Here is a 21,156-nt window from a genome sequence, read left to right on the forward strand (position 1 = left end):
GGAAATGTAAGGGATCCCGCCCTGTTCTTTGTTTTGTGAGGATGGCCGCGACACGCGCCATCCAAAAAAGAAGCAGCCGCCCCGGCTGCCCCTTTGCATAATGATCGATAGGTTTTTGTTCAACGGAATCTCTCCCTCTGGCGCACCCACTGGGTGCGCCACCTCCCTCGTCAGAGGGAGGCAAGTGTGGGTTATTGAAGAGCAGAACATTAGCGAAACGACCGGAAAATATATCTTTTTATCTACATCGGAGAGCTTGAACAACCTCCGTCCCCACCACGGAGTGGCCGTTTGGGGGGATTAGGGATTGTTAGGGGGTAAAGGGGGAAATCGGAATCCCCCTTCCCCCTTAACATATATAACTCGTTCCTTATCTTTTCTCCCTGCCTCGCGTTAAGTTCTGTTTTTTCTCTGAACAAAAACCTATGCTTTCCCGCTGATAAACTGTATGCTGAGCAGTCATTCTGAGCTGCAGGCGAGGAATCTCTTGATGCCTTCTTGGCTGTGCACATCCTTCATCCTACAGATCAAGCGCTGCTACTCTGCCAGCGCAGGGGATTCTTCGCTCGGCCTTACGGCCTCCCTCTGAATGACAGGGCTATCGCCCTTTTAGCCGCTCCCGGCTCTTGAGAGTTTCCAAACTTCTGCCGTCCGCCACAGTCTTTATTTCGTTTCTCGGCTCCGCTCCCGGGCTATCGCCCCCTCATCCGCTCCCGGCTCTTGAGAGTTTCCAAACTTTTGCCGTCCGCCACAGTCTTTATTTCGTTTCCCGGCTCCGCTCCCGGACTAACGCCCCCTCATCCACTCCTGGCTTCCTATGTTTCCATACACGCTCGCCCGCCATAAACTAGCCGCCCTCCCTCTGAATGACAATGGAACGAGTTCCAAAGTATGCTTTTTTATTTCGGCTACCCTTTAACCGCCTGGCCGGTCAAAAACTCGCCCTGGCGGGAAATGATTTTGACCTTGGCCAGCTCCCCCGGGGCCGCGCCTGTGCAGCGCACGTGCACATAGCTGGGCGTATAGCCCGCGGATGTGTCCGCCATCCCCTCGACCGGCGTTTCGAAGAGCACCTCTTGCACTGTATCCAGCAGCCCTTCCATGTACGCCGCTTCCAAACGCTCCCCCAGGCGCAGCATCTCATGGGTGCGGCGCTTCTTTTCCGCACGGGGCACCTGTAAGGGCATCTGCGCCGCCGGCGTGCCCGCCCGGGGCGAATAGGTAAATACGTGGATGCGGCTAAACGCCGCGCGTTCCACAAAGGCCAGCGATTCCCGGTGCTCCTGCTCCGTTTCGCCCGGAAAGCCGCACATCACATCCGTGGTGATGGCCACGCCCGGGAAAGCGGCGCGCAGCCGCTCAAGCGCCGCCAGGTACTCTTCCGGGCCGTAGGTGCGCCGCATACGCGACAACACGCCGGCCGAGCCGCTCTGCAGCGATACGTGCCAGTGGGGGCACAGTTTTTTGAGCGGACGCAGCCCTTCAATAAAGCGGCTGTGCAACAGCTGCGGCTCCACCGATCCCATCCGCACCCGCGCAAGGCCGGGGATCGCCTCCAGCCTGCCCAGCAGCTCCAGCAGCTGTTCCCCCTTATAACGCCCCTTTTCCTCTCCATCCAGGCCATAACTGGTCAGATGGATGCCCGTCAGGACGATCTCCCGGTGGCCGGCTGCCACCAGCCTTTCCGCCTCCTGCGCCGCATCCTCCACAGCCCGGCTGCGCAGCGGCCCCCGCACGTAGGGGATGATACAGTAGGTGCAAAACTGCCTGCACCCCTCCTGTATCTTCAGGTTAGCCCGGGTATGCGCTTGGCTCTGGGTCACGCGCAGCCCCTCGTAGGGCAGCCCCTTTTTCTCCAGCGTATCCACCGCCAGGCGCGCCCCCCCTTTTTGGGCGGCGGCCTGCGCCACCAGCTGGGCGATCTTCCCACGGTCCTGCGTGCCCAACACCAGCCCAACGCCCGGGATGGCCGCTGCCTCCGCCGCCGCGCGCTGGGCATAGCAGCCCGCCACCACGATCAGCGCTTCCGGGTTGGTATGGTGCGCCCGGCCGATCATCTGGCGGGATTTCTGGTCTCCCGTAGCGGTCACCGTGCAAGTGTTGACCACATAGACGTCCGCCTTTTCCTCAAAGGGTACCTCCCTATAGCCCGCCTGGGCCAGCAGTTCCCGCATGGCTTGGGTATCGTATTGGTTTACCTTGCAACCCAGGGTCACAAGCGCCATCGTCTTGTCCATTTTACCATCCTTATTCCGGCCCGCTTCAGCGGGCCCGCATCTCGCCGCACAGCGCCATGATCACACTGGCCGCCGCCATCCCCGCCGTTTCCGTGCGCAGGATGCGCGGGCCCAGCCCAACCGCCCTGGCCCCGCCTTGGCAAAGCTTAGCGACCTCGTCGCGCTCCAAGCCCCCTTCGGGGCCGATCAATATCGCTATATCTTTTACGTGCTTGACCGGCGCTAACGCCTGCACGATATCCAGCTGCTCCTCGTTTTCGTACAGCACCAGCGCGGCCTCGTGGGCCTGCCACCGGGGCAGCATTTCTTCAAAATCCAGCGGCAAGCTCACCTGGGGCACTCGCGCCCGGCCGCTTTGTTTTGCCGCCTCCAGGGCGATGCGCTGCCAGCGCGCCTGCTTTTTTTGCGCGTCCGTCCCCTTTTCAATCCGGGCCACACAGTTGCGCGTGCGCACCGGGCAAAAGGCATAGGCGCCAAGCTCCACGCCCTTTTGGATGATCCATTCCATCTTATCCGCTTTGGGCAGCGCCTGATAGAGCGTCAGGCGCAGCTCCGGTTCACAGGGCGAGGGCACAAGCGGGCCGCAGGCGCGAAGCGCCACCTCCTTAGCCGTGATCCCTACGATCTCATAGGGCGCCTCCCGGCCTTCCCCATCCAGCAGCATCACCTGTTCCCCCGGCTGCATGCGCAGCACGCGGCCGATATGCCGTGCCTCTTCCCCGGCCAGCGTAACGCAGGGTTCCCCCGCCTGCCCCGGGCCTGTAATAAAGCGCCGCATGCCCATCCCTCCAGCTTCTTAAGTTCCGGTTTATTATAGCGGAAATGGGGGTGGGTTTCAAGCGCCCCGGTCCGTTCAAGCTCTGTTTGCATTTTGCCGCACTTTATAGGTTTACAACTTGTCAAGCAGCGCTTAGAATAGAGTTGACCCACTGGGATAAAATGAATATTGAAGGAGGATTTGCCATGAAATTTACCGATGGACAATGGATGGCTCGCGCCGGGCTGACCCTGCACCGGCTAGAGGCCATGGGCGACTATCATATTGATGCAAACGGCGTGACCCTGTACGTGCCTACCAACCGGGTGCAGACCCGGGGCGATACCTTAAACGCCACCATGATCACCCTGCGCTTTACCGCGCCGCGGGAGGAGATCATCCGCGTACAGATCTCCCATTTTGACGAGAGCTACGGTAGCAGCCCGCACTTTACAATCTATGAGCAGGAAGGGTTCCTACCCGTCATCGAGGACCTGGAGGATAAAATCGTGCTGCACAGCGGCCAGACCCGGGTGGAGATCGCCAAATCCGGCAGGTTGCACTACGCGTTTTACCACGGTGCCCGGCTGCTGACGGAGTGCAGCGCCGGCAGCATGGCCTATATCATCGGCCCCGGCGAGGCGGAGATCAATCGGGTGAACGGCAATTTCGCCGCCTACGCGCCCGATTGGCGGCGGCCGGACCGCTTTATCCGCGAGCAGTTCTCCCTTTCGGTAGGCGAAAACATCTATGGCCTGGGCGAGCGGTTCACCCCGCTGGTGCGCAACGGCCAAAGCGTGGATATCTGGAATAAGGACGGCGGCACGGGGTCGGAGCAGTCCTACAAAAACATCCCTTTCTTTCTCTCCAACCGGGGTTACGGCGTATTTGCCAACCATCCAGAGCAAGTGAGCTATGAGGTGGGCAGCGAGCTGACCACCAAGACCCAGGTTTCCGTCCCGGGCGAGACGCTGGACTATTTCGTGCTGGGTGGGGCCGATATGAAGGGCGCCCTCTCCAACTATACGGCGCTGACCGGCCGGGCCAGCCTGCCGCCGGCCTGGAGCTTTGGGCTGTGGCTGTCTACCTCCTTTACCACGGATTATGACGAGCAGACCGTGACCCGCTTTATCGACGGGATGGCCCAGCGGGACATTCCCCTTAGCGTATTCCATTACGACTGTTTCTGGATGCGGGAGTACCAGTGGTGCGATTTTGAGTGGGACAAGCGCTTTTTCCCGGATCCCGAGGGCATGCTGGCCCGCCTCAAGGCCAAGGGGCTTAAAATCTGCGTATGGATCAACCCTTATATCGGCCAAAAATCCAAGCTCTTTGCCGAGGGCAAGGCGGCCGGCTATCTGGTCAAGCGCCTGGATGGCAGCGTTTGGCAGTTTGACATGTGGCAGCCCGGCATGGCGTTGGTGGACTTCACCAACCCGCAGGCCTGCGCCTGGTACGCCTCAAAGCTTGAGGCGCTACTGGAGATGGGGGTAGATTGCTTTAAGACCGATTTTGGCGAGCGCATCCCCGTAGACGTGCAGTATTACGATGGCTCGGATCCGGCAAAAATGCATAACTACTATACCCATCTTTACAACAAGGTGGTGTTCGACCTTCTCTGCCGGGTCAAGGGCCGCGATGAGGCGGTGGTCTTCGCCCGCTCGGCCACGGCGGGCGGACAAGCCTTTCCCGTACACTGGGGCGGCGATTGCACGGCCACCTACCCTTCTATGGCGGAATCCCTGCGGGGCGGCTTAAGCTTTTGCATGAGCGGCTTTGGCTTTTGGAGCCATGATATCGGCGGGTTTGAGCAGACCGCGCCGCCGGACGTATACAAGCGCTGGGCGGCCTTTGGGCTGCTCTCCTCCCACAGCCGGCTGCATGGCAGCAACTCCTACCGGGTGCCCTGGAACTTTGACGACGAGGCCGTGGATGTGGTGCGTTACTTTACCCACTTAAAATGCGCCTTGATGCCCTATCTGTACGGCCAAGCCGTTCAGACCGCCCAGACCGGCATCCCCATGATGCGGGCCATGGTGCTGGAATTCCCGCAGGATGCGGCCTGCGCCGCGTTAGAACGCCAGTATATGCTGGGCGATAACCTGCTGGTGGCGCCCATCTTCAGCGCGGATAACCAGGTGACCTACTACCTGCCCGAGGGGCGCTGGACGCACCTGCTAAACGGCAAGGTGTACGAGGGCGGCCGCTTCTATACGGAGGAATACGGCTTTTTGAGCCTGCCGCTGTTCGTGCGGCCGGGCAGCATTCTGCCCATCGGCAACCAGACCGGCCGGCCTGATTACGATTTTGCCGACCATGCGGCACTTCACCTTTATGGCTTTGAGGATGGCATGCAGGCCAGTTGCAGTGTCCCCGATCAAAAGGGCGCATGCGCCCTTGAGGCGCAGGCTACTTGCAGCGGCGGCGTGCTCACCGTCCACGTACGCACGGATAAGCCCTATTCTTTGGTACTGCACGGCGCCGTGCCCCAGGCGGTGAAAGGCGCTGCCTTTGAAGAGACGCAAGAGGGCGTCCTGCTTACCGGGTGCCAGACCAGCGTAAAGATCACTTTATAAAAAAAGCTGAAGTGAAGCGCCTACGGGCGCGGGCAACAATTAATGATTGAAAAAAGCAGCGCATATGCGCTGCTTTTTTGTTGCCCAACTTGAAACATTTTGCCGTGCTGGGTTCTGCCGCTACTGGCAGCAGGCTATTGCCGCCTTATCCAGCGTCAGCGGGCGGTTGCTGGCCAGCCAGGTGATCCGCTCTTCATCGCTCTGCCCGCCGTGGCCGCTGTCCACGCCGCCATGATCGGTGGTGATCAGGATCAGCCAATCCTCTTCATCATAGCTGTCCCGCTGTGCGATCGCCTCCAGCAGTCCGGCCGCCCAGGTATCCACCTCCCGGCAGGCCTGCGCGTACGCTGGGTTCTGGTTGCCATAGCCTGTGGAATGGCCCGCGTGGTCGGTATGCTCATAGATCAAAAAAGTCAGGTCCGCGTCCTGCGGTTCCATCTGCCCTTCTCCCGCATCCTTACTTACGCTGCGAAGGGCGGCAGCCTGCGACTGCGCATCGTCCTGCGTAAAAAGGTAGCGTACCGGCAGCTCTTCCCGCTGGGCCTGTGCGATATCGCCGCCATACGTGCCCTGGTGGCCCTGCCAGGAAAAGATAAAGGAAACTTCATGCCCTTTTTGCGCCAGATCGGTCAAAAAGGTTTTGGCTTCTGCGTTTTTTACCTGCCCGTTGTCCGTTACTCCGGTCTCATCCTGCCATTTCCCGGTCAGGATCGAGGCCCATCCCGGCGCCGTTTCCGTCCTTTGCTCGTCTGCGCCCCTTATGCCGCCGGCATAGGTCAGGTACAGTCCGCCCGCTTGGCTGGTTTGCTCTACCGCGCCGCCGGTGCTTAAAATCGTCTGAAGCCCGTCGGCACGGTATCCGTCGTAGCCGATGACCAGCGCCTTCTTCTTCGTTTTGCCCTCCGGCAGCGGTTCATAAAAAAAGTCCTCTACGGTTTGGTAGACCACCGTCTGCGGCAGCAGGCTTTCCCGTGTATTGGCAAAGGATGCTTGTATCTCTACCCTATCCAAATAGCCGGCTAGGTCTGCCTTTTCCACTCCGCCTGCGTCGGCCCGGGCAAATGCGGTGCAGGCCAGCAAAATAGCTGTGCAAAATACGGATATCGTCAGCTTTTTTCTCGTCCTCCAGATCGTTTTTTTGCCAATATGCAATATTTTTTCTCCTTTCCACGTGTTCTTACTCAGCCAACGTGCCCAACCCTAGTTTGCCCCGCCGCGCGCAAAAGCCAGGCAAGGATTGTTTCCATTTCGGATTAGCGCCATGATAGGACTTTGAGTAAACTCCATGTCAAGGGGGCTTGGTTAAATTTTCACATCCTTCCACATTGTGTTAAAAAAGCGCCGCAATTTGCGGCGCTTGAAGTTCTATACTTTTACGGCTTTTCTAAAATGCCATATTTTATTTTGATCCGTTCTAATTTCCGGCGCCAGGGCTGCCAGGCCAGCAGCAGAAACAGCAGCGTCGAGGCGATATGGCTCAGGTTAAACGCCAGCCCTGCGGCATACGCCGCCAGCGCTCCCTCCAAGCTGAAAGGCTGCACATAAGAGATGACGAACCAGCTATCCAATATCGCCCCATAAAGCGCGCTGGCGCATGCGCCGAAAAGATACACCCGCCAGGCGCCCTTATGCGCAAGCAGCGGCGCCAGCAGCCCGGCCAGATAACCCGCCAGCCCCCAGGCGTACATCTGCCAGGGCGTCCAGGGGCCCTGGCCCAGATAGAAGTTAGATACCAGGGCGGAAAGCGCCCCGGTCAAAAATCCGCTTTGCCTGCCGAATACCAGGCCGGCAACGATGACGATAGCCGTGACCGGCATGAAGTTTGGCAGCGGCGCGCACAGCCATCTCCCTACCACTGCCAGCGCGCTGAGTACCACCACAGGCATCACATCCCGCGCGCGCAGGCGTTTAAGCTCCATCTGCATAAAAAAGGGCAGCAGCGCCGCCAGTGCCGCCAGCGTGGTCAAAAGTGCGGTATTCTCCGCCTGAAAGTACGCGCACAGGGCCAAAGCCGCCGGAACCAACGCCAGCGCGAGGGGTTCTGTCCACCTTAGTGCCCGCTCCATAGGATATCCTCCTCCACCACGCAACCCTCCACCAGCCCGCGAGTCATGCGGCTCACTGCCGTGGTATAAAACATATTCCCCAGGAAAAACGCATGGGCGGCCTGCGTGCAAAGCACCTCGCCGTCAAAAAGCATGGCGCAGCGCCGGGCGTTGGCGGCGGCAAACTCCAAATCGTGGGTGACCAGTAAAATGGCCTTGCCCGCCCCTGCCAAGCGCCGCAGCAGGGCCGCGATCTCCGCTTTTGCAAAGGCGTCCAGCCCCTTGGTCGGCTCATCCAGCAGCAGGATATCCGGCTCGGTCAGCAGCAGCTTGCAAAGCGCCGCCTTTTGCATCTCGCCGCCGCTTAAGTCATAGGGATGGTGGCCGAGCAGGTGTGTAAGGCCAAAATACCCGGCCTGTGCCAGCATCGCTTTTTCATCCGCCGCGCAGGCCATCAAATCTTCGCGCAGGGTATCGCAGGTAAAAAGCGCCCGGGGCCGCTGCACCAGCAGGGCCACCCGGCTCCCCTTCGCCCTTTTGACTCTCCCCCGCGCCGGCCTTTGCAGCCCGCACAGTACGGAAAGCGCCGTGCTTTTTCCGCTGCCGTTGCCCCCCACCAGGGCCAAAATCTCCCCCCGGTGCAGCTTAAGCTCCATGCCGCGCAGCACGTAGGGCTGCTCTTTATCGTATTGATACCAAATCTCTTTGGCCGAAAGCACCGGTTCCCCCAGCGCCGGGTCGGGGACGCTCTTGCGGCAAGCGAGCTTGCGCGCATTTTCGCCTACCCATTCCCGCCCCTGCGCCACCGTGATCAGCGGCCGGCCGCCAGGCAGCCGGCAGGCAGCGGGCAGCGCGGGGATAAAGGGATGGCTGGGGTCTGCCAGCACAAATTCTGCAAAACCGCGGGGCGTGCCGCGAAACGCCGCGCGCCCTGCTTCCAGATACAACACGCTGTCCGCCATGGGCAGTATCTCCTCCATCCTGTGCTCGCACAGGATCACCGTGACCCCAAGCTCCCGGTGGATCCTTCCTAACGCCTGCAAAAATTCGCCCGCGGCAATGGGGTCCAGCTGGGCGGTCGGCTCATCCAGCAGCAAGATCTCCGGCTGCATGGACATAATTGACGCCAGGTTTAAGATCTGCTTTTGCCCGCCGCTCAGTTCGTGCACCCGGCGGCGGTACCAGGGCGCAATGCCGAAAAAATGCGCCGTTTCCGCCACCCGACGGCGGATGACCGCCGTGGGCAGCCCCAGGTTTTCCAGGCCAAAGGCCAGCTCGTGCCACACCGTATCGGTCACGATCCCGTTATCCGGGTCCTGCAGCACAAAGCCGATCCGTCCCGCCGCCTCCAGCGGTTCCAGCTCGGCCTGCTCCCGGCCGCCGAACAGGATCGTCCCTGTTCTTTGGCCATGCGGGGCCAATTCCCGCTTTAGGCAGCGCAGCAGCGTGCTCTTGCCGCTGCCCGTGCTGCCGCACAGCAGTACCATCTCTCCTCGCTCGACCTTGACGTCCAGCTCCCGCAGGGCCTGCTCTTTTGCCCCGGCATATTGAAATGAGAAGCCCCGCAGCGTTATCGCCGGGCTGTGCGTATCTTCCATAGCAGGTTTTCCTCCCCTTGCCATAATAGCGGAAACAGCAGCAGCGCGCCATAAGCCGCCAGCCCCAAGCCCGTCCAGCCGTTTAGGGCCAGCGCCCCCAACCTTGGATAAAAGGCGTACTGCCCACCGGGGCCTAAAAGCGCCCAAAACGCCGCGCAGGCCAAAAGCGCTATGGCTGCCAGCACCGCCGTATCCCGCAGTGTCCACCGAAAAAGCGCATACGTGCTGCGCCGCTTCACGGCCCCAAAGCCCCGGGCATGCATGGCGTCCGCCGTTTCAATACTGTCCTCCATGCTCCAGGCCATCAGCACTGAAAGCGCGCACACCGTTTCACGCACCCTGGCGCGCTTGCCAGTCGCCGCGCCGCCCCCGGTCAGCGCCAGCTGGCCCTGGCGGATGATCCGCGCGCGCACGCGCGATAGCGGCACCCATTTGAGGATCATCGAAAGCATCAGCCCCGTATGCGGCAGGAGGCGGCTAAAAACGTATAGCAGTTTATCGCTGCGCATGATCTCGTTAAAGCACATAAACCACAGCATCACCGCCGCCAGCATCCCGCCCGAGCATACGCCATAGACGGCTGCCTCCAGCGTTACGGGATTATCAAACAGCGTAAAGAGTACTGTAAGCCCCCTATGATTGAACAAGGGGTTGGCCAGGGCGATCACCAGCCACACGCAAGCGATCCCCCCCAGCATTTTGCGTACCTTGCGCCAAGAGCAAAGATAGACCGCATAAACGGCTGCGCAAAGCTGCGAAACGCACAAAAAGGCCGGGCTCAGCGTCAGCATCGCCCCGGCCATTGTGCAGATAAAATAAATCAATGCCACCAGTGGGTGGACCTCGTCAAAACAGTGCCGCACTTACCCTACGCCGCCTCCAATATCCTTGCCGCGGTTGAGTGTGTAGCGCCACTTGACCACGTCCCCATCATTCAGTTTCTGGGCCGAGCAGCCCTTCATCACATACGCGCCGTTTACGCTGTACATCCATCCGCTTTCGCCTCCGCAGTCGCCCTCGCCGATGGAGTTGATGGATACGACATAGACCTTGCTGCCGCTGCCGGTCTTGCTTACAGGTATTCCGCGCTGGCCCGCAGCCTTTTGCAGCAGATCGTATACCGTCGCACCGGCGGGCATTTCTACCGTCATGGTGCCCAAAATCGTTCCAGAATTGGAGACCTGCGCCGCCAAATCGTAGCCCGCGTCGTAAGCCGTCCTGCAATCGATCGCGATCTTACAGGTAATGGTCTGGGGCGCCTGGGGCTGCGGCGTTTGCGCCGGTGTCTGGGCCGGGGCCTCCTTTGCAGTGGGCTGCGCCGTCGCAGCGGCAGCGCCTGCGTCCTTATCCTGCGCTTTAGGTTGTGCGGCGCTGGTTTTTACCTTTGGCGTGGGCGTAACTTTCGCCCCGGCTACAGGGGAAGCCGCCGCCTGCTGATCTGCATCCTGCGCCTCTGGCGTTTGACTGGCCTGGCTTTCCTCCTGTACGGCTACAGGCGTAGCCACCGCGCTTGGCATCGGCTCGGAAGCTGAAGGTGTTGGCGTAGGCTCCGGCCCGCCGCAGCCCGCCGTGGCAAACGCCACGGCCAGCAGCAGCGCTAAGGCGCCCGCACGCCATCTTTTAAGGACGTTGCTTTTCATCTTTTCCCCTTACCCTTTGATCTTTTTGCGCAGTGTTCCCACGATCACGCCCGCGGCCACCAACAGGCACAGCGCGTAAACCATCAGCGGCGCGCTGTCCCCCGTCTGCGGCGTACCAGTCGTAGTTTGCTCATCCGCTGTCTGAGAGCTGCCCGTTCCCTCCTCCGGATCGGGCGCCGGTTGGAGCGCCTGCACCACATGAACCTTGATCGTCGCCGTCACCCCGCTATCCAGGGCCGTGACCGTAACCGATGCGCTGCCCGGCGCCACCGCCACCAGCTCTCCGTTTTCGATCTTAACGATATTTACATCGCTGCTGGCAAAGCTCAACCGCTGGTCCGGTGCATTTTCCGGCTCTACCGTGATGCCGCAGGCGGTACGCGCTCCAACCTCCAGCGTCATTTCCTGCTGTGCCGCCTTTAGGCCCTCCACGCGGATCGGCGTATTGCCTATGGCAAAGAGATAGCCCGCGTCATTGGTAAAATACAGGGTGCCGTTTGCATCCAGAATGGGGCTGGCCACGCAGTAGTTATCCGCCTCTCCCTGTGGCAGGAACAGCGTGCGCGCATAGGGCGTGCCCGCCGGGTCGTCCACGATACAAATCAGGCCCTTTCCAGGCTCGTTGACTGTAACGTAAACATAAGTCATTCCATTATAGCCGGTACTGGCCACGGCCGAGCCTTTGATCTCGCCGCCCAGATCCAGCGTATGCAGGATCTCTAAAGTTTCGGCGTCCAATATCTTAAATCCTTCTTCGTCGGTCCCCACATATACGCGTCCATTGGCGATGACCGGCGTGCAGGTGGAAGCGCCGATCGCTACGGATTTCGCCTGGCCAAAGGTACCGCCGCCATAGGGCAGCGCGTACAAATACCCGTCTTTGGTGGTAAAGTACGCTTTGCCATCCCAGTAGCTCAGTCCAGAGCGGATGCTTCCCTGGGCGCAGTAGGTATCCAAAACCACATCCTGCGTCAAATCATGGGCCACCACTACGCCATCGTCCCCGCCAAAGAGGACCGCGTCTCCCACAACAACGCCGCCGCTCCAATAGTATCCCATCTTCCCTGCGGTACTGGAGCGATGGATCCACTGGAAGTCCTTGACCTCATCGCCGGTCGCCGGGATTTCGTCCTCGGCCTTCAGGCAGAAATACGCGCCGTCCGTACTGGTCACGCTGCCGCCGCGGAAAGTGCCGCAATACACGTATCCCTCGTGATACACGACGGGGCTGATCGCTTGCTGCTCCAGCAGCGGCTGGCTGATCCACAGGGATTGCAGCGTATCGGCATTCAGCGCCTGGATGCGCCCGTCGCTCACCGGCACAAAGAGCATCCCATCCCCATAAGCTGCATAGGAGAAGTACCCTACGCTTGAAGCCAGTTTGCCCGTGGCAAGGGTATTGCCCTGCTGGTCCAGTTTATAAAGCGTATCGCCCGAGGCGATATAGATCTTTCCATCCACGATCAACGGCGCGCCGCCGCCATTATCCCAATCCCCTCCGTCCAACTGGCGCTGCCAGGCCAGCGTAGCCTCATCGCTGCTGCGGGCGGGCTGGGCCTGGCTTACGGCGTTGTTATCCGCCCCGCCCCGGTAGCTGGGCCACTGGGCCGAGTAATCCGGCAGAGCCGCCCGATCCTTTACAAAGGTAAAGGTATAAGTGGTGCTGTGGCCGGCGCTGGTGGCCGTAACCGTCACCACCGTTTCCGTGTCACTCAGCGTTACCTCAAATCGGTCGTTAAACGAGTTGTCTACCCCGGTCGCCTGTAAAAGCGCGGTCGGGTCGCAGCGCAGGGCGGTAAACGCCAGCTCCTGCGTATCCTCTGGCACAGACAGACGGTATTCCGTCTGCCCCTGGGTCAAGGGTACAACGGTGCCGTCATCCAGCGCAACGCCCTTTAAGAGATCGCTGTACGCCGGGATAATGATGTCGATCTCCTTGGTAACGTCATCCACCATGCCCTTGTAGCGGATTGAGGAGAGCGTAGCCGTCAGTTTTACCGGGTTATCCGCCTCCCCATAGCTGGGGCGCGTTACGTAAAAATAGGTATTTACGGCGCTGGAGGAGGACTGCCAGGTGATCTCCGCCCCGTTCTCGCCCCGGTTGGCGGTGAGGAAGGTATAGCCGCCATCGCCATCCGCATAGCCGCGGTAGACCTTTTGCAGGTTCTCTACCACCGCGTCCGCGGCCGTATTGTTCTTTTTAATCACGTCAAAATCCAGCGCAGCGGCGATCGCCTCAAGGTAAGCCTTTTCCGCATCCAGCTCCGCCTGGGTCAGCGCCAGCACCCGCACGGGGAAATATACCTGGGCGGTATGGCCATGGTTTTCCACCGTAGCGGTCAAGATCACGTCCACGTCCGCCTGGCCAATGGCCGGCCGCGTCACCTTGCCCCGCAGCGTGTTGACCTTGATCACGCCTTCGTTATTGCTGCTCCAGGTGACATCCGTATCCCGGTCAGGGCCCCAGTCCAGCTGCAGGTCATAGGTGATCTTTTGCGGATCTACCGCCTCCTGCGTTCCCATATCCAGTATTTTGAACTGCTCGTTCAGCCAGTCTACGGTATCCTGCACGGCCTGCTGCGCCGCCTCGTCCTCTGCCTGGGTATAGGCCGGCACCGTCAAGTCAAATACCACCTGCTTCGGTTGGGCTGTCCCCGGCGCGCCCGCCCAGGCATTGATCGAGACCGTAGCGGTCAGCTTTACTTTCGCATCCGGCTGGCCGTAGTTGGGGCGGGTCACGGAGGCATGGTTCCCGGTGATCTTAATCGCGCCGTCTTCCGGTTCGGCTTTCCACTTAATATCCGTGGAGTACGAGTCGCCGTAAGAGGATAGTTGAAGGTCGGTCAGAATATGGTCCTGATCCACGTTGTCCTTTTTGATATCGTCAAAACTGAGGGCAGCTGCGTCCTCGTCCACCAGCTCCTGCGCCGTCTTCTGGTGCGGCGGCACCTGAACCGATACCGTGTAGGGGAAATTTGCCCCCGCCACCGCGATATTGATGTCAATATCCGCCTTCACCCGGCTATCGCCATAGGTGATCGCACCGTCCGCGGCGATTTGGCTGTGCTTTGAAGCATCGGTCAGCGTCAGCGTTGCGCCAGGCTGGATCGCATCCGCCAGGGTCTGCATCGTCGTTACAATATTGGTATCCGTACCCTCTGTTACGCGTAAGTAGCTATAAGAACCGGTCTTAAGCCCGGCACGGATCTGGTCGGCCGCGGCCTGCGCCTCTTCTTGGGTGTAAGGGGGCACGGTAATGGTAAAGCGCCGCGTGTCGCTCTGGCCCCCCAGCGACAGGGTAGCCTCAAGGGTCACGGTTTCGGCCGCCTGTCCCACGTCCGGCCGCACGACTTTGCCGGTATCCGAGATTACCGCGGGCTTATCGCTGCGCCAGGTAATAGCCGTCCGGCCGCTCTCCCCGCTTTCCGGCAATGTCAGCGCCCCGGTCGCCTCATCGGGCAGGGTCAGGGCCGCCTTATCCTGGGCGATCACCTGCCGTGCCGCATCCGCGTCCACCGGCGTCACCGTTACCGTGGCATAGGGGCGGGCAATATCATATTTACCATAGACCGAGTTATACCGCGAGGCGGAGATCACATAGGTTCCCGCCGCGTCAAAGGTCAGGGTAGCCTGTCCATTCACATCGGTCCGCTTTCCGCTGTCCGTCAGTGCAAACCCGCCATTGGCATCCTGCGCATCGCACAGGATGGAGGCCCCAGCTATCGGGCTTAAGTCCCCAGCGGTAAAATCATAGATCGACTTGCCCTCCAGCGTCACGGTCAGGGGTTGGCCTACCTGGCAGGTCAGCGCCTGCTGGGTAAAGCGGGTGTGGTAGGTATTGACGCTGCCCCATACCCCTCCCCACACGCCGTAGACCACGATCTGATCCCCAGGCTGCACGGGATAATCCGCAAGCGTATATCCATTTATCCCATCGGGCTTGATGGGCGTTTTGCCATTGACCGTGAACATCCAGTAGGTCTGCTCCTGCCCATCCGCAGAGCCGGTGGAACCTAAAATGGTATTGAGGTTGCCGCCGCTTTGGCCGATCACCGTATCGATCGTATCGGCGTCCACGCCATAATCGTCAAAGGCGTATTGCCCTAAAAAGTGCATCGGCGTCACATATCCGGGGTCCTCAATGTCGTCAAACCCGTAATCCGCCAGCGTCTTTTGTCCATCCACGGTATATTCCGTGGGGGTAAGCAGGGTCGCCTCCGCATACTCAATGCGCAGCGTAGCCGTTACGCTGCCGCTTTGCGCCCCCGCAACGGTGGTAAAAGAACTGGTGATGACCAGCGCCAGCGTCAACACCCATAGCAGTAATTTATTCGCCCGTCTCATAAACTCCCTCTCTTTCTAATGGCACGAAACAAAAATCCCCGTCCAAAATGTGGACGGGGGTGGCTTTTTTGCGCATAGCACAACCAAAAGCAGTCCCCCTCTCCGAAAGACGTCTTGCTTTACGCCAAAGGCAGGTCTTCCGACTCTGAGTTCATCTGGGTCCCTCGGGGCGCCTTCCCAGCCCATTAGGCCAGTGGCCGCGCGGCAATGCGCGCGTTGCCCGTCCATCCCTCAATACGGCAGCGGGAGCTGTACCGGATTCGCACCGGTTTCCCTATTAATCCCTTTTTTCTTCAAAAAGCGAACCTTTAAGCGTTTCAATTATTCAGTTTCAGCACCAGTATAGCATGGTTTGGGCCCTGTCACAATGCCCATGCCGATAAAAAAGCCCGCAGGCCAGGCCTGCGGGCTTTTTTTGATCCTTTTATTCCTGTTTTAGCTCATAAGTCACCGGCAAGTCGTATCCCTGGCGCGAGAGGATGTCGATCAGCATCACCCCACCCGCGTCAACTGCCGAGGGCACGAACTCATAGGCCACCGTATCACACAGCTTGGTGTTTTTGGCCTCGTCCACATCGTACACATACAGCGCGCAGGGGTAAGCCTCGTCGCCGCTGTTATCGGCCAGGTAATAGAGCTTCGTGCCGTCGCTGGACCACTTGTAATCCAGCACCAGCAGCCCCTCTACAATGGTCTTGATATTGCCGTCCCGCAGGTCCATCAGGCGGATATCCACCGCGCCCGTGCTCTCCTCGGCCAGCATATCGCTCACTGCCATCAGCGTACCGTCGCCGTTGATCCGCATGGTGACCCCCGAGGTCAATACCTGGCGTCTGCCGTCGCCTGGGTTCATCTTATAGATGGTATTGCTCTCAGGGTCCGAGAAGTACAGCATGCCGCCCCTGTAATAAACCGGCCCGTCGCCGCCCGGCAGCTCCTCCAGCGCGGAGGCGCGCTCGCCCTTGGGCTTGCTAAAGTCGATCTGCTTGAGCTGGTAATGCCCGCTGGTCTCCCCGCCGATATCGCTCATGCCGTAGATACGGGTGGAGCTGTCGTCCCAGGCAAAGTCCGAGGCGATCAGGCCAAAACCCTCTTCCGAGCAGTTGGTCAGCTCCTGCGATTCCATATCATAAACGTACAGCACATTCATCTCGTCCATCATATCCACAAAGGCCACTTTTTTCCCATCCGGGGACAGGTTGGCCTGCAAGATGGAGGTAAAGCCCGCGTCGATCAGGCGCGTCTGCTCGCCATTTTGCTCGATCCACAGCTCATCGCACAGGGTCAGCTGCCCGTTTTTCAGGCTGGTCCGCTCGCGGGGCTTGGCGTACAGGCTGATAGCGCCGTCGCCGCTTTGGTACAAAAGCCGGCCACGCGCGGCGATGACGGAGGCCTTTACCGCATCTCCCTCGCTGCGCACCACGCTGCGCTCATTCAAGCGCGCTAGCTCCGCCTCGGTATTATAAGTGGGCAGCCCGCCCGCGCCGATCTCCACGGCTTCCACCGTCGTTCCGGCAAGGGTCTGACTCAGTTCTGTGGCCGCGCTCTGAGCCTGCGCCATTGTCGCATAAGACTGGCTGAGCAATACCCGGTTTTCATAATCCGCGCAGATCGTGGGGTTCAACCCGTATTTCGCCATGGTTTCCTGGCCAATATCGTTGCCATATCCGTCTACCGATACGTGATAGCTGGTGGTCTGGGGCACTTCGTCCGCAGCGCGCAGGCGAATGATGATCTGATCCTTCTTTTCCTGCACGCGGAAGGCCATGCCCTGAGACAGGTTGAACACCATGGTCCGTTCCTGCTCGTAGACCGGGCGGTTCAGGATCATGCTTTGCACTAGCGCCCCCGCCTCGCCGGAGATGGACTGGCTGTTGTAAATATAGTTCACCCCGTCAAATTCCACACATAGCCGGTCCGGATCCTGCAGATAGGAAACCACGTAATCCGGCACGCCGCGCACCTCGGTGACCTCCTCGTTATACAGGTCGCCGCCCTTGACAAAGAAGAAGGTGATCACCGTATCTTCCCCATCCTGGGTCACGTCCACGCTGCTCAGGGTGGTATCCCGCGTCCCGCGTCCGCCCTGAAACTGCTGGTCATACCGGTAATATCCGCTCACGGCGGACTGGGGCGGATCGTTGGGTTTGGATGGCATCATCCCTCCGATCAGGATCCAGGCGACCGCCGCCAGCAGTAATACGATCGCCCCGCCGATGGAAGCCATCGTGATAATCTGCTTTTTGGTAAATTTTTTGCGATGTTTAGGATGCATTCTTACCTCCCACAAGTCTTTTCCTGGGATTTAACGGGCGCGCAGCGCCAGCGCCGCCCGGTTGAACTCGTCAAGCAGGGCGGGCATGTCCACATGCGGGATGCGCCCATCCTCCATCAGGATGCGGCCCTCCACCATCGTCATCTTCACATCCGCGCTATGGCCCGCGTAGACGACGTGGTTGACCATTTCTCCCCGAGGGTAATACCACGGGCCCTGCGTATCCACTAAAATCAGGTCCGCCTTCTTGCCCACTTCCAGTGAGCCGGTCTCGTCCTCCAGGCCCAGCGCCCTGGCCCCGTCGATGGTGGCCATGCGCAGCGCCTTTTTCGCGGGGATCGCCTTGGGGTCTCCCGAGAACCCCTTGTGCATCAGGGCGCAAAGCGCCATCTCTTCCCACATATCCAGGTTATTGTTGCTGGATGCGCCATCCGTGCCCAAAGCCACGTTTATGCCCCCGCGCAACAGCGCCGGCACCGGGGCAAAGCCGCTGGCCAGCTTCATATTGCTGCCCGGGTTGTGCGCCACATGCGCGCCCCGCGCGGCGAGGGTCTCCAGATCCCCGCTGTCGATAGCCACGCAATGGGCCAAAACCGTCTTATCCGTAATCAGGCCCAGCTTGTCAAAATACCGGATGGGCGATAGTCCGTCGTGGCGCTCCATGCACTCGCGCACTTCCTTGGCCGTTTCGCTGGCGTGCACGTGGACGCCCACGCCCAGTTCCTGCGCCGCATCCCTGCAGGCCAGCAGAAATTCCTCCGAGCAGGTGTACTCCGCGTGCGGCGAGATCATGGTGGTGATCCGCCCCTGGGCCGCGCCCTGGAAGCGCTGGCAGATCTCCTTCGCCTTTGCGATCTTTTGCATATTGCCGCCATCCCCCGCCATACCCTGGCAAAGCACCGCGCGCAGGCCGCTTTTTTCCACCGCCACAGCGATGGTATCGGCAAAGTCGTACATATCTAAAAAGCAGGTGGTGCCGCTAAGCAGCATTTCTGCCGCGCCTACCATTGCCCCTAAGTATACATCTTCCGCCGTTAGTTTGTCCTCCAGCGGAATGATATTGCCAAAGAGCCAATCCTGCAAATTCAAATCGTTGGCATAGCCGCGAAACAGGGTCATGGGCAGATGCGTGTGGGCATTGACAAAGCCCGGCATCAGCAGGTTGCCCTTCGCGTCGATGGTGCGTCCGGGCGAATAGTCCTGCGGCGCGCCCTCCGCCCCGCCGATATAGGCGATGCGGCCATCTTTCACGCAGAGCGTTGCGTCGCTTAATTCCCGGTCCTCCCCGTCCACCGTCAGGATGGCCGCGTGGTCAAAACGGATATCCATATTAAGCCTCCCAGCCCGAGATGTATTCCTGCTGCTCCGGGGATAGCGCGTCGATCCCGCAGCCTAGGGCCTGCAGTTTCAGCTGCGCCACATACCGGTCGATCTCCTGGGGCACCTCGTACACCCGCCTCTCCTTGAGCGCGTCATGGTGCTGGGCCACATAGCGGGCGCAAAGCGCCTGCAGGGCAAAGCTCATATCCATGATCTCTGCCGGGTGCCCGTCCCCTGCCGCCAGGTTGACCAGACGCCCCTCGGCCAGCAGGTTCAAAACCCGCCCGTCGGGCGTGCGGAAGCCTTCGATGCCGGGTTTGCGGGCAAAGCCCTCCCCACATAGCGCGCGCAGATCCCCCTTGTTGATCTCCACGTCAAAATGTCCGGCGTTGGCCAGCAGCACGCCGCTTTTCATCACTTCCATATGCTCCCGGCGTATCACGTCCCGGCAGCCGGTAACGGTGATGAATATGTCGCCGATCTTGGCCGCCTCGGCCATGGGCATCACCTCGTATCCGTCCATCACCGCTTCGATTGCCTTGACCGGGTCTACCTCGGTAATGACTACCCGCGCCCCCAGCCCCTTGGCCTTAAAGGATACGCCTTTACCGCACCAGCCATAGCCCGCCACCACCACGGTCTTGCCCGCGACGATGAGGTTGGTGGTGCGCATGATGCCATCCCACACCGATTGGCCGGTGCCGTAGCGGTTATCAAAAAAGTGCTTGCACTGCGCATCGTTTACCGAGATCATGGGGAAGGCCAAAAGCCCCTCCCGCACGCGGGCCTTTAAGCGCATCACGCCCGTGGTGGTCTCCTCGCAGCCGCCCCAGATGCCGCCCTGCAGTTCCTTGCGCGCACCGTGCAGCAGGTGCACAAAATCGCCCCCGTCGTCCACGATGACCTGCGGCCGGATGTCCAGCGCGGCGTTTAGGTGCCCCCAATACTCCTGCTCGCTGGCCCCGTGCCAAGCAAATACCTCTACCCCGCTTTGCGCCAGCGCCGCGGCCACATCGTCCTGCGTGGAGAGGGGGTTGCAGCCCGTAGCGGCCACCTGCGCCCCGCCCGCAGCCAGCACCTGGCAAAGATAGGCCGTTTTGGCCTCCATATGGACGGATACCGCTATGCGCATCCCCTTAAAGGGCTGCTCTTTTTCAAACGTTTCCCGGATCGCGCCCAGAAGCGGCATATAGTCCTTGACCCAATCGATCTTGGCCTGTCCGCTGGGGGCGAGCGCCGCGTCCCGAATCATACTCATTTCGTTTCTCCCTTTACCTTTCGCTTAAAGTACAAAAACTGGTATCCTTTAATTGTACATGAAAGGGCGGCCAACTGCAAGGAGCCCTCTATTTCGCAATATCCCCCACGCCGTTGAGGATGTAGCGCGGCCGGTAGGGGAAGCGCTCCATGCTCTGGCGGCTGGTCACGCCGCTGAGCACCAGCACCGTCTCCATATTGGATTCGATGCCCGCTACGATATCGGTATCCATCCGGTCCCCGATGATGGCCGTCTGCGAGCGGGAAACGCCCAGCCGGTCCCGGGCGATGCGCATCATCAGCGGGTTGGGCTTGCCGATGTAATAGGCCGTGCGCCCCGTGGCCAGCTCGATAGGCGCCATCAGCGCCCGGCAGGCCGGGATAATGCCGTTTTCAGAGGGGCCCGTCAAATCCGTATTGGTGCCGATCAGCTTGGCCCCGCCAAACACCAGCTGCACCGCCTTTTCGATCTTTTCATAGCCATAAGAGCGCGTTTCGCCCACCACCACGTAATCGGGATTCACATCGTTCATCGAAAGGCCGGCCTCGTACAGGGCGTTGATCAGCCCCGCCTCGCCGATGGCGTACACCGTCCCGCCCGGGCACTGCTGCGCCAGAAATGCGGCCGTGGCCAGGGCGCTGGTGTAAAAGTGGCTCTCATCCACCTCCAGCCCCATGCGGCCCAGCTTTTGCTGCAATTCTCTGGGGGCGCGCTCGGAGCTATTGGTCAAAAAGATAAACTGCTTGTGGTTCTCCTCCAGCCAGCTGATGAACTCGTGCACGCCGGGCAGCAGATTATTTCCATGGTAGATTACGCCGTCCATGTCACAAATAAAGGCCTGTTTTTGTTTCAATTCTGTTAAATCCATCATTTTTTCCTCCAAGTAATACAAATTTCAGCCCTGTAATATCATGCGCGGTCAAATGGTTACGATGAAATGCCTCGCCCGCGCTCGGAGTGGCGCGTATGAATACCCAGACCTGCAGCTCTATCGCACGGTTTGCCCTCGTATCCGTCATTCAGAGCGAGGGCCCCAGCCCGAGCGAAGAATCTCAAGCGTTACCGCTTGACAATGCTTTTCCCACGCCGCTAAGCAAAAGCTTAGC

At 60.0% G+C, this 21,156-nt stretch carries 13 protein-coding genes and 1 riboswitch; of the genes, 1 reads left to right on the forward strand and 12 read right to left on the reverse strand.

The features are described 5' to 3' along the window. Positions 1–908 precede the first annotated feature (908 nt). Positions 909–2,237, reverse strand: a complete 1,329-nt coding sequence (gene mtaB / locus H8699_RS06775; RefSeq protein ID WP_249285013.1) for a tRNA (N(6)-L-threonylcarbamoyladenosine(37)-C(2))-methylthiotransferase MtaB — start codon at positions 2,235–2,237, stop codon at positions 909–911. Positions 2,238–2,262: 25 nt separating this feature from the next. Continuing rightward, positions 2,263–3,015 carry a 16S rRNA (uracil(1498)-N(3))-methyltransferase gene (locus H8699_RS06780; protein ID WP_249285014.1) on the reverse strand — a complete coding sequence of 251 codons (753 nt, stop codon included), beginning with the start codon at positions 3,013–3,015 and terminating at the stop codon, positions 2,263–2,265. Between the two features lie 185 nt (positions 3,016–3,200). Between H8699_RS06780 and yicI the strand changes: the two genes are divergently transcribed. Next, positions 3,201–5,570: an alpha-xylosidase gene (yicI, locus tag H8699_RS06785; RefSeq protein WP_249285015.1), complete on the forward strand. Its 2,370-nt coding sequence runs from the start codon at positions 3,201–3,203 to the stop codon at positions 5,568–5,570. Positions 5,571–5,690: 120 nt separating this feature from the next. On the opposite strand, the gene H8699_RS06790 is transcribed toward yicI, so the two are convergent. The 10 genes from H8699_RS06790 to H8699_RS06835 form a co-directional block, all read right to left on the reverse strand. Further along, the gene (locus H8699_RS06790; RefSeq protein ID WP_249285016.1) at positions 5,691–6,722 is read right to left on the reverse strand and encodes an alkaline phosphatase family protein; all 1,032 of its coding nucleotides are present in this window, start codon (positions 6,720–6,722) and stop codon (positions 5,691–5,693) included. A gap of 221 nt (positions 6,723–6,943) precedes the next feature. Then, a complete protein-coding gene (locus tag H8699_RS06795) occupies positions 6,944–7,636 on the reverse strand; it encodes an ECF transporter S component (protein ID WP_249285017.1) in 693 nt (230 codons plus the stop codon). Next, on the reverse strand, positions 7,621–9,213 hold the full coding sequence (locus H8699_RS06800; RefSeq protein ID WP_249285018.1) for an ABC transporter ATP-binding protein: 1,593 nt from the start codon (positions 9,211–9,213) through the stop codon (positions 7,621–7,623). Before H8699_RS06800 ends, H8699_RS06795 begins: the two co-directional genes overlap by 16 nt. Next, positions 9,186–10,076, reverse strand: a complete 891-nt coding sequence (locus H8699_RS06805; RefSeq protein WP_249285019.1) for an energy-coupling factor transporter transmembrane component T — start codon at positions 10,074–10,076, stop codon at positions 9,186–9,188. Before H8699_RS06805 ends, H8699_RS06800 begins: the two co-directional genes overlap by 28 nt. Then, entirely contained in the window at positions 10,077–10,853 is a 777-nt protein-coding gene (locus tag H8699_RS06810) for a DUF4430 domain-containing protein (RefSeq protein WP_249285020.1), read from the reverse strand. A 9-nt stretch (positions 10,854–10,862) separates the two neighbouring features. Further along, on the reverse strand, positions 10,863–15,197 hold the full coding sequence (locus H8699_RS06815; RefSeq protein WP_249285021.1) for an immunoglobulin-like domain-containing protein: 4,335 nt from the start codon (positions 15,195–15,197) through the stop codon (positions 10,863–10,865). Positions 15,198–15,309: 112 nt separating this feature from the next. Beyond that, positions 15,310–15,523, reverse strand: a riboswitch (cobalamin riboswitch). A gap of 98 nt (positions 15,524–15,621) precedes the next feature. Then, positions 15,622–17,472 carry a TolB family protein gene (locus H8699_RS06820; RefSeq protein ID WP_249285022.1) on the reverse strand — a complete coding sequence of 617 codons (1,851 nt, stop codon included), beginning with the start codon at positions 17,470–17,472 and terminating at the stop codon, positions 15,622–15,624. A gap of 30 nt (positions 17,473–17,502) precedes the next feature. Beyond that, positions 17,503–18,801 carry an amidohydrolase gene (locus tag H8699_RS06825; RefSeq protein WP_249285023.1) on the reverse strand — a complete coding sequence of 433 codons (1,299 nt, stop codon included), beginning with the start codon at positions 18,799–18,801 and terminating at the stop codon, positions 17,503–17,505. Position 18,802: 1 nt separating this feature from the next. After that, complete coding sequence (locus H8699_RS06830) at positions 18,803–20,050, reverse strand: adenosylhomocysteinase (protein WP_249285024.1); 1,248 nt, start codon at positions 20,048–20,050, stop codon at positions 18,803–18,805. A gap of 88 nt (positions 20,051–20,138) precedes the next feature. Continuing rightward, entirely contained in the window at positions 20,139–20,918 is a 780-nt protein-coding gene (locus H8699_RS06835) for an HAD-IIA family hydrolase (protein WP_249285120.1), read from the reverse strand. Positions 20,919–21,156: the final 238 nt, after the last annotated feature.

The organism is Luoshenia tenuis (genome assembly GCF_014384745.1).
Taxonomy (GTDB): Bacteria; Bacillota; Clostridia; order Christensenellales.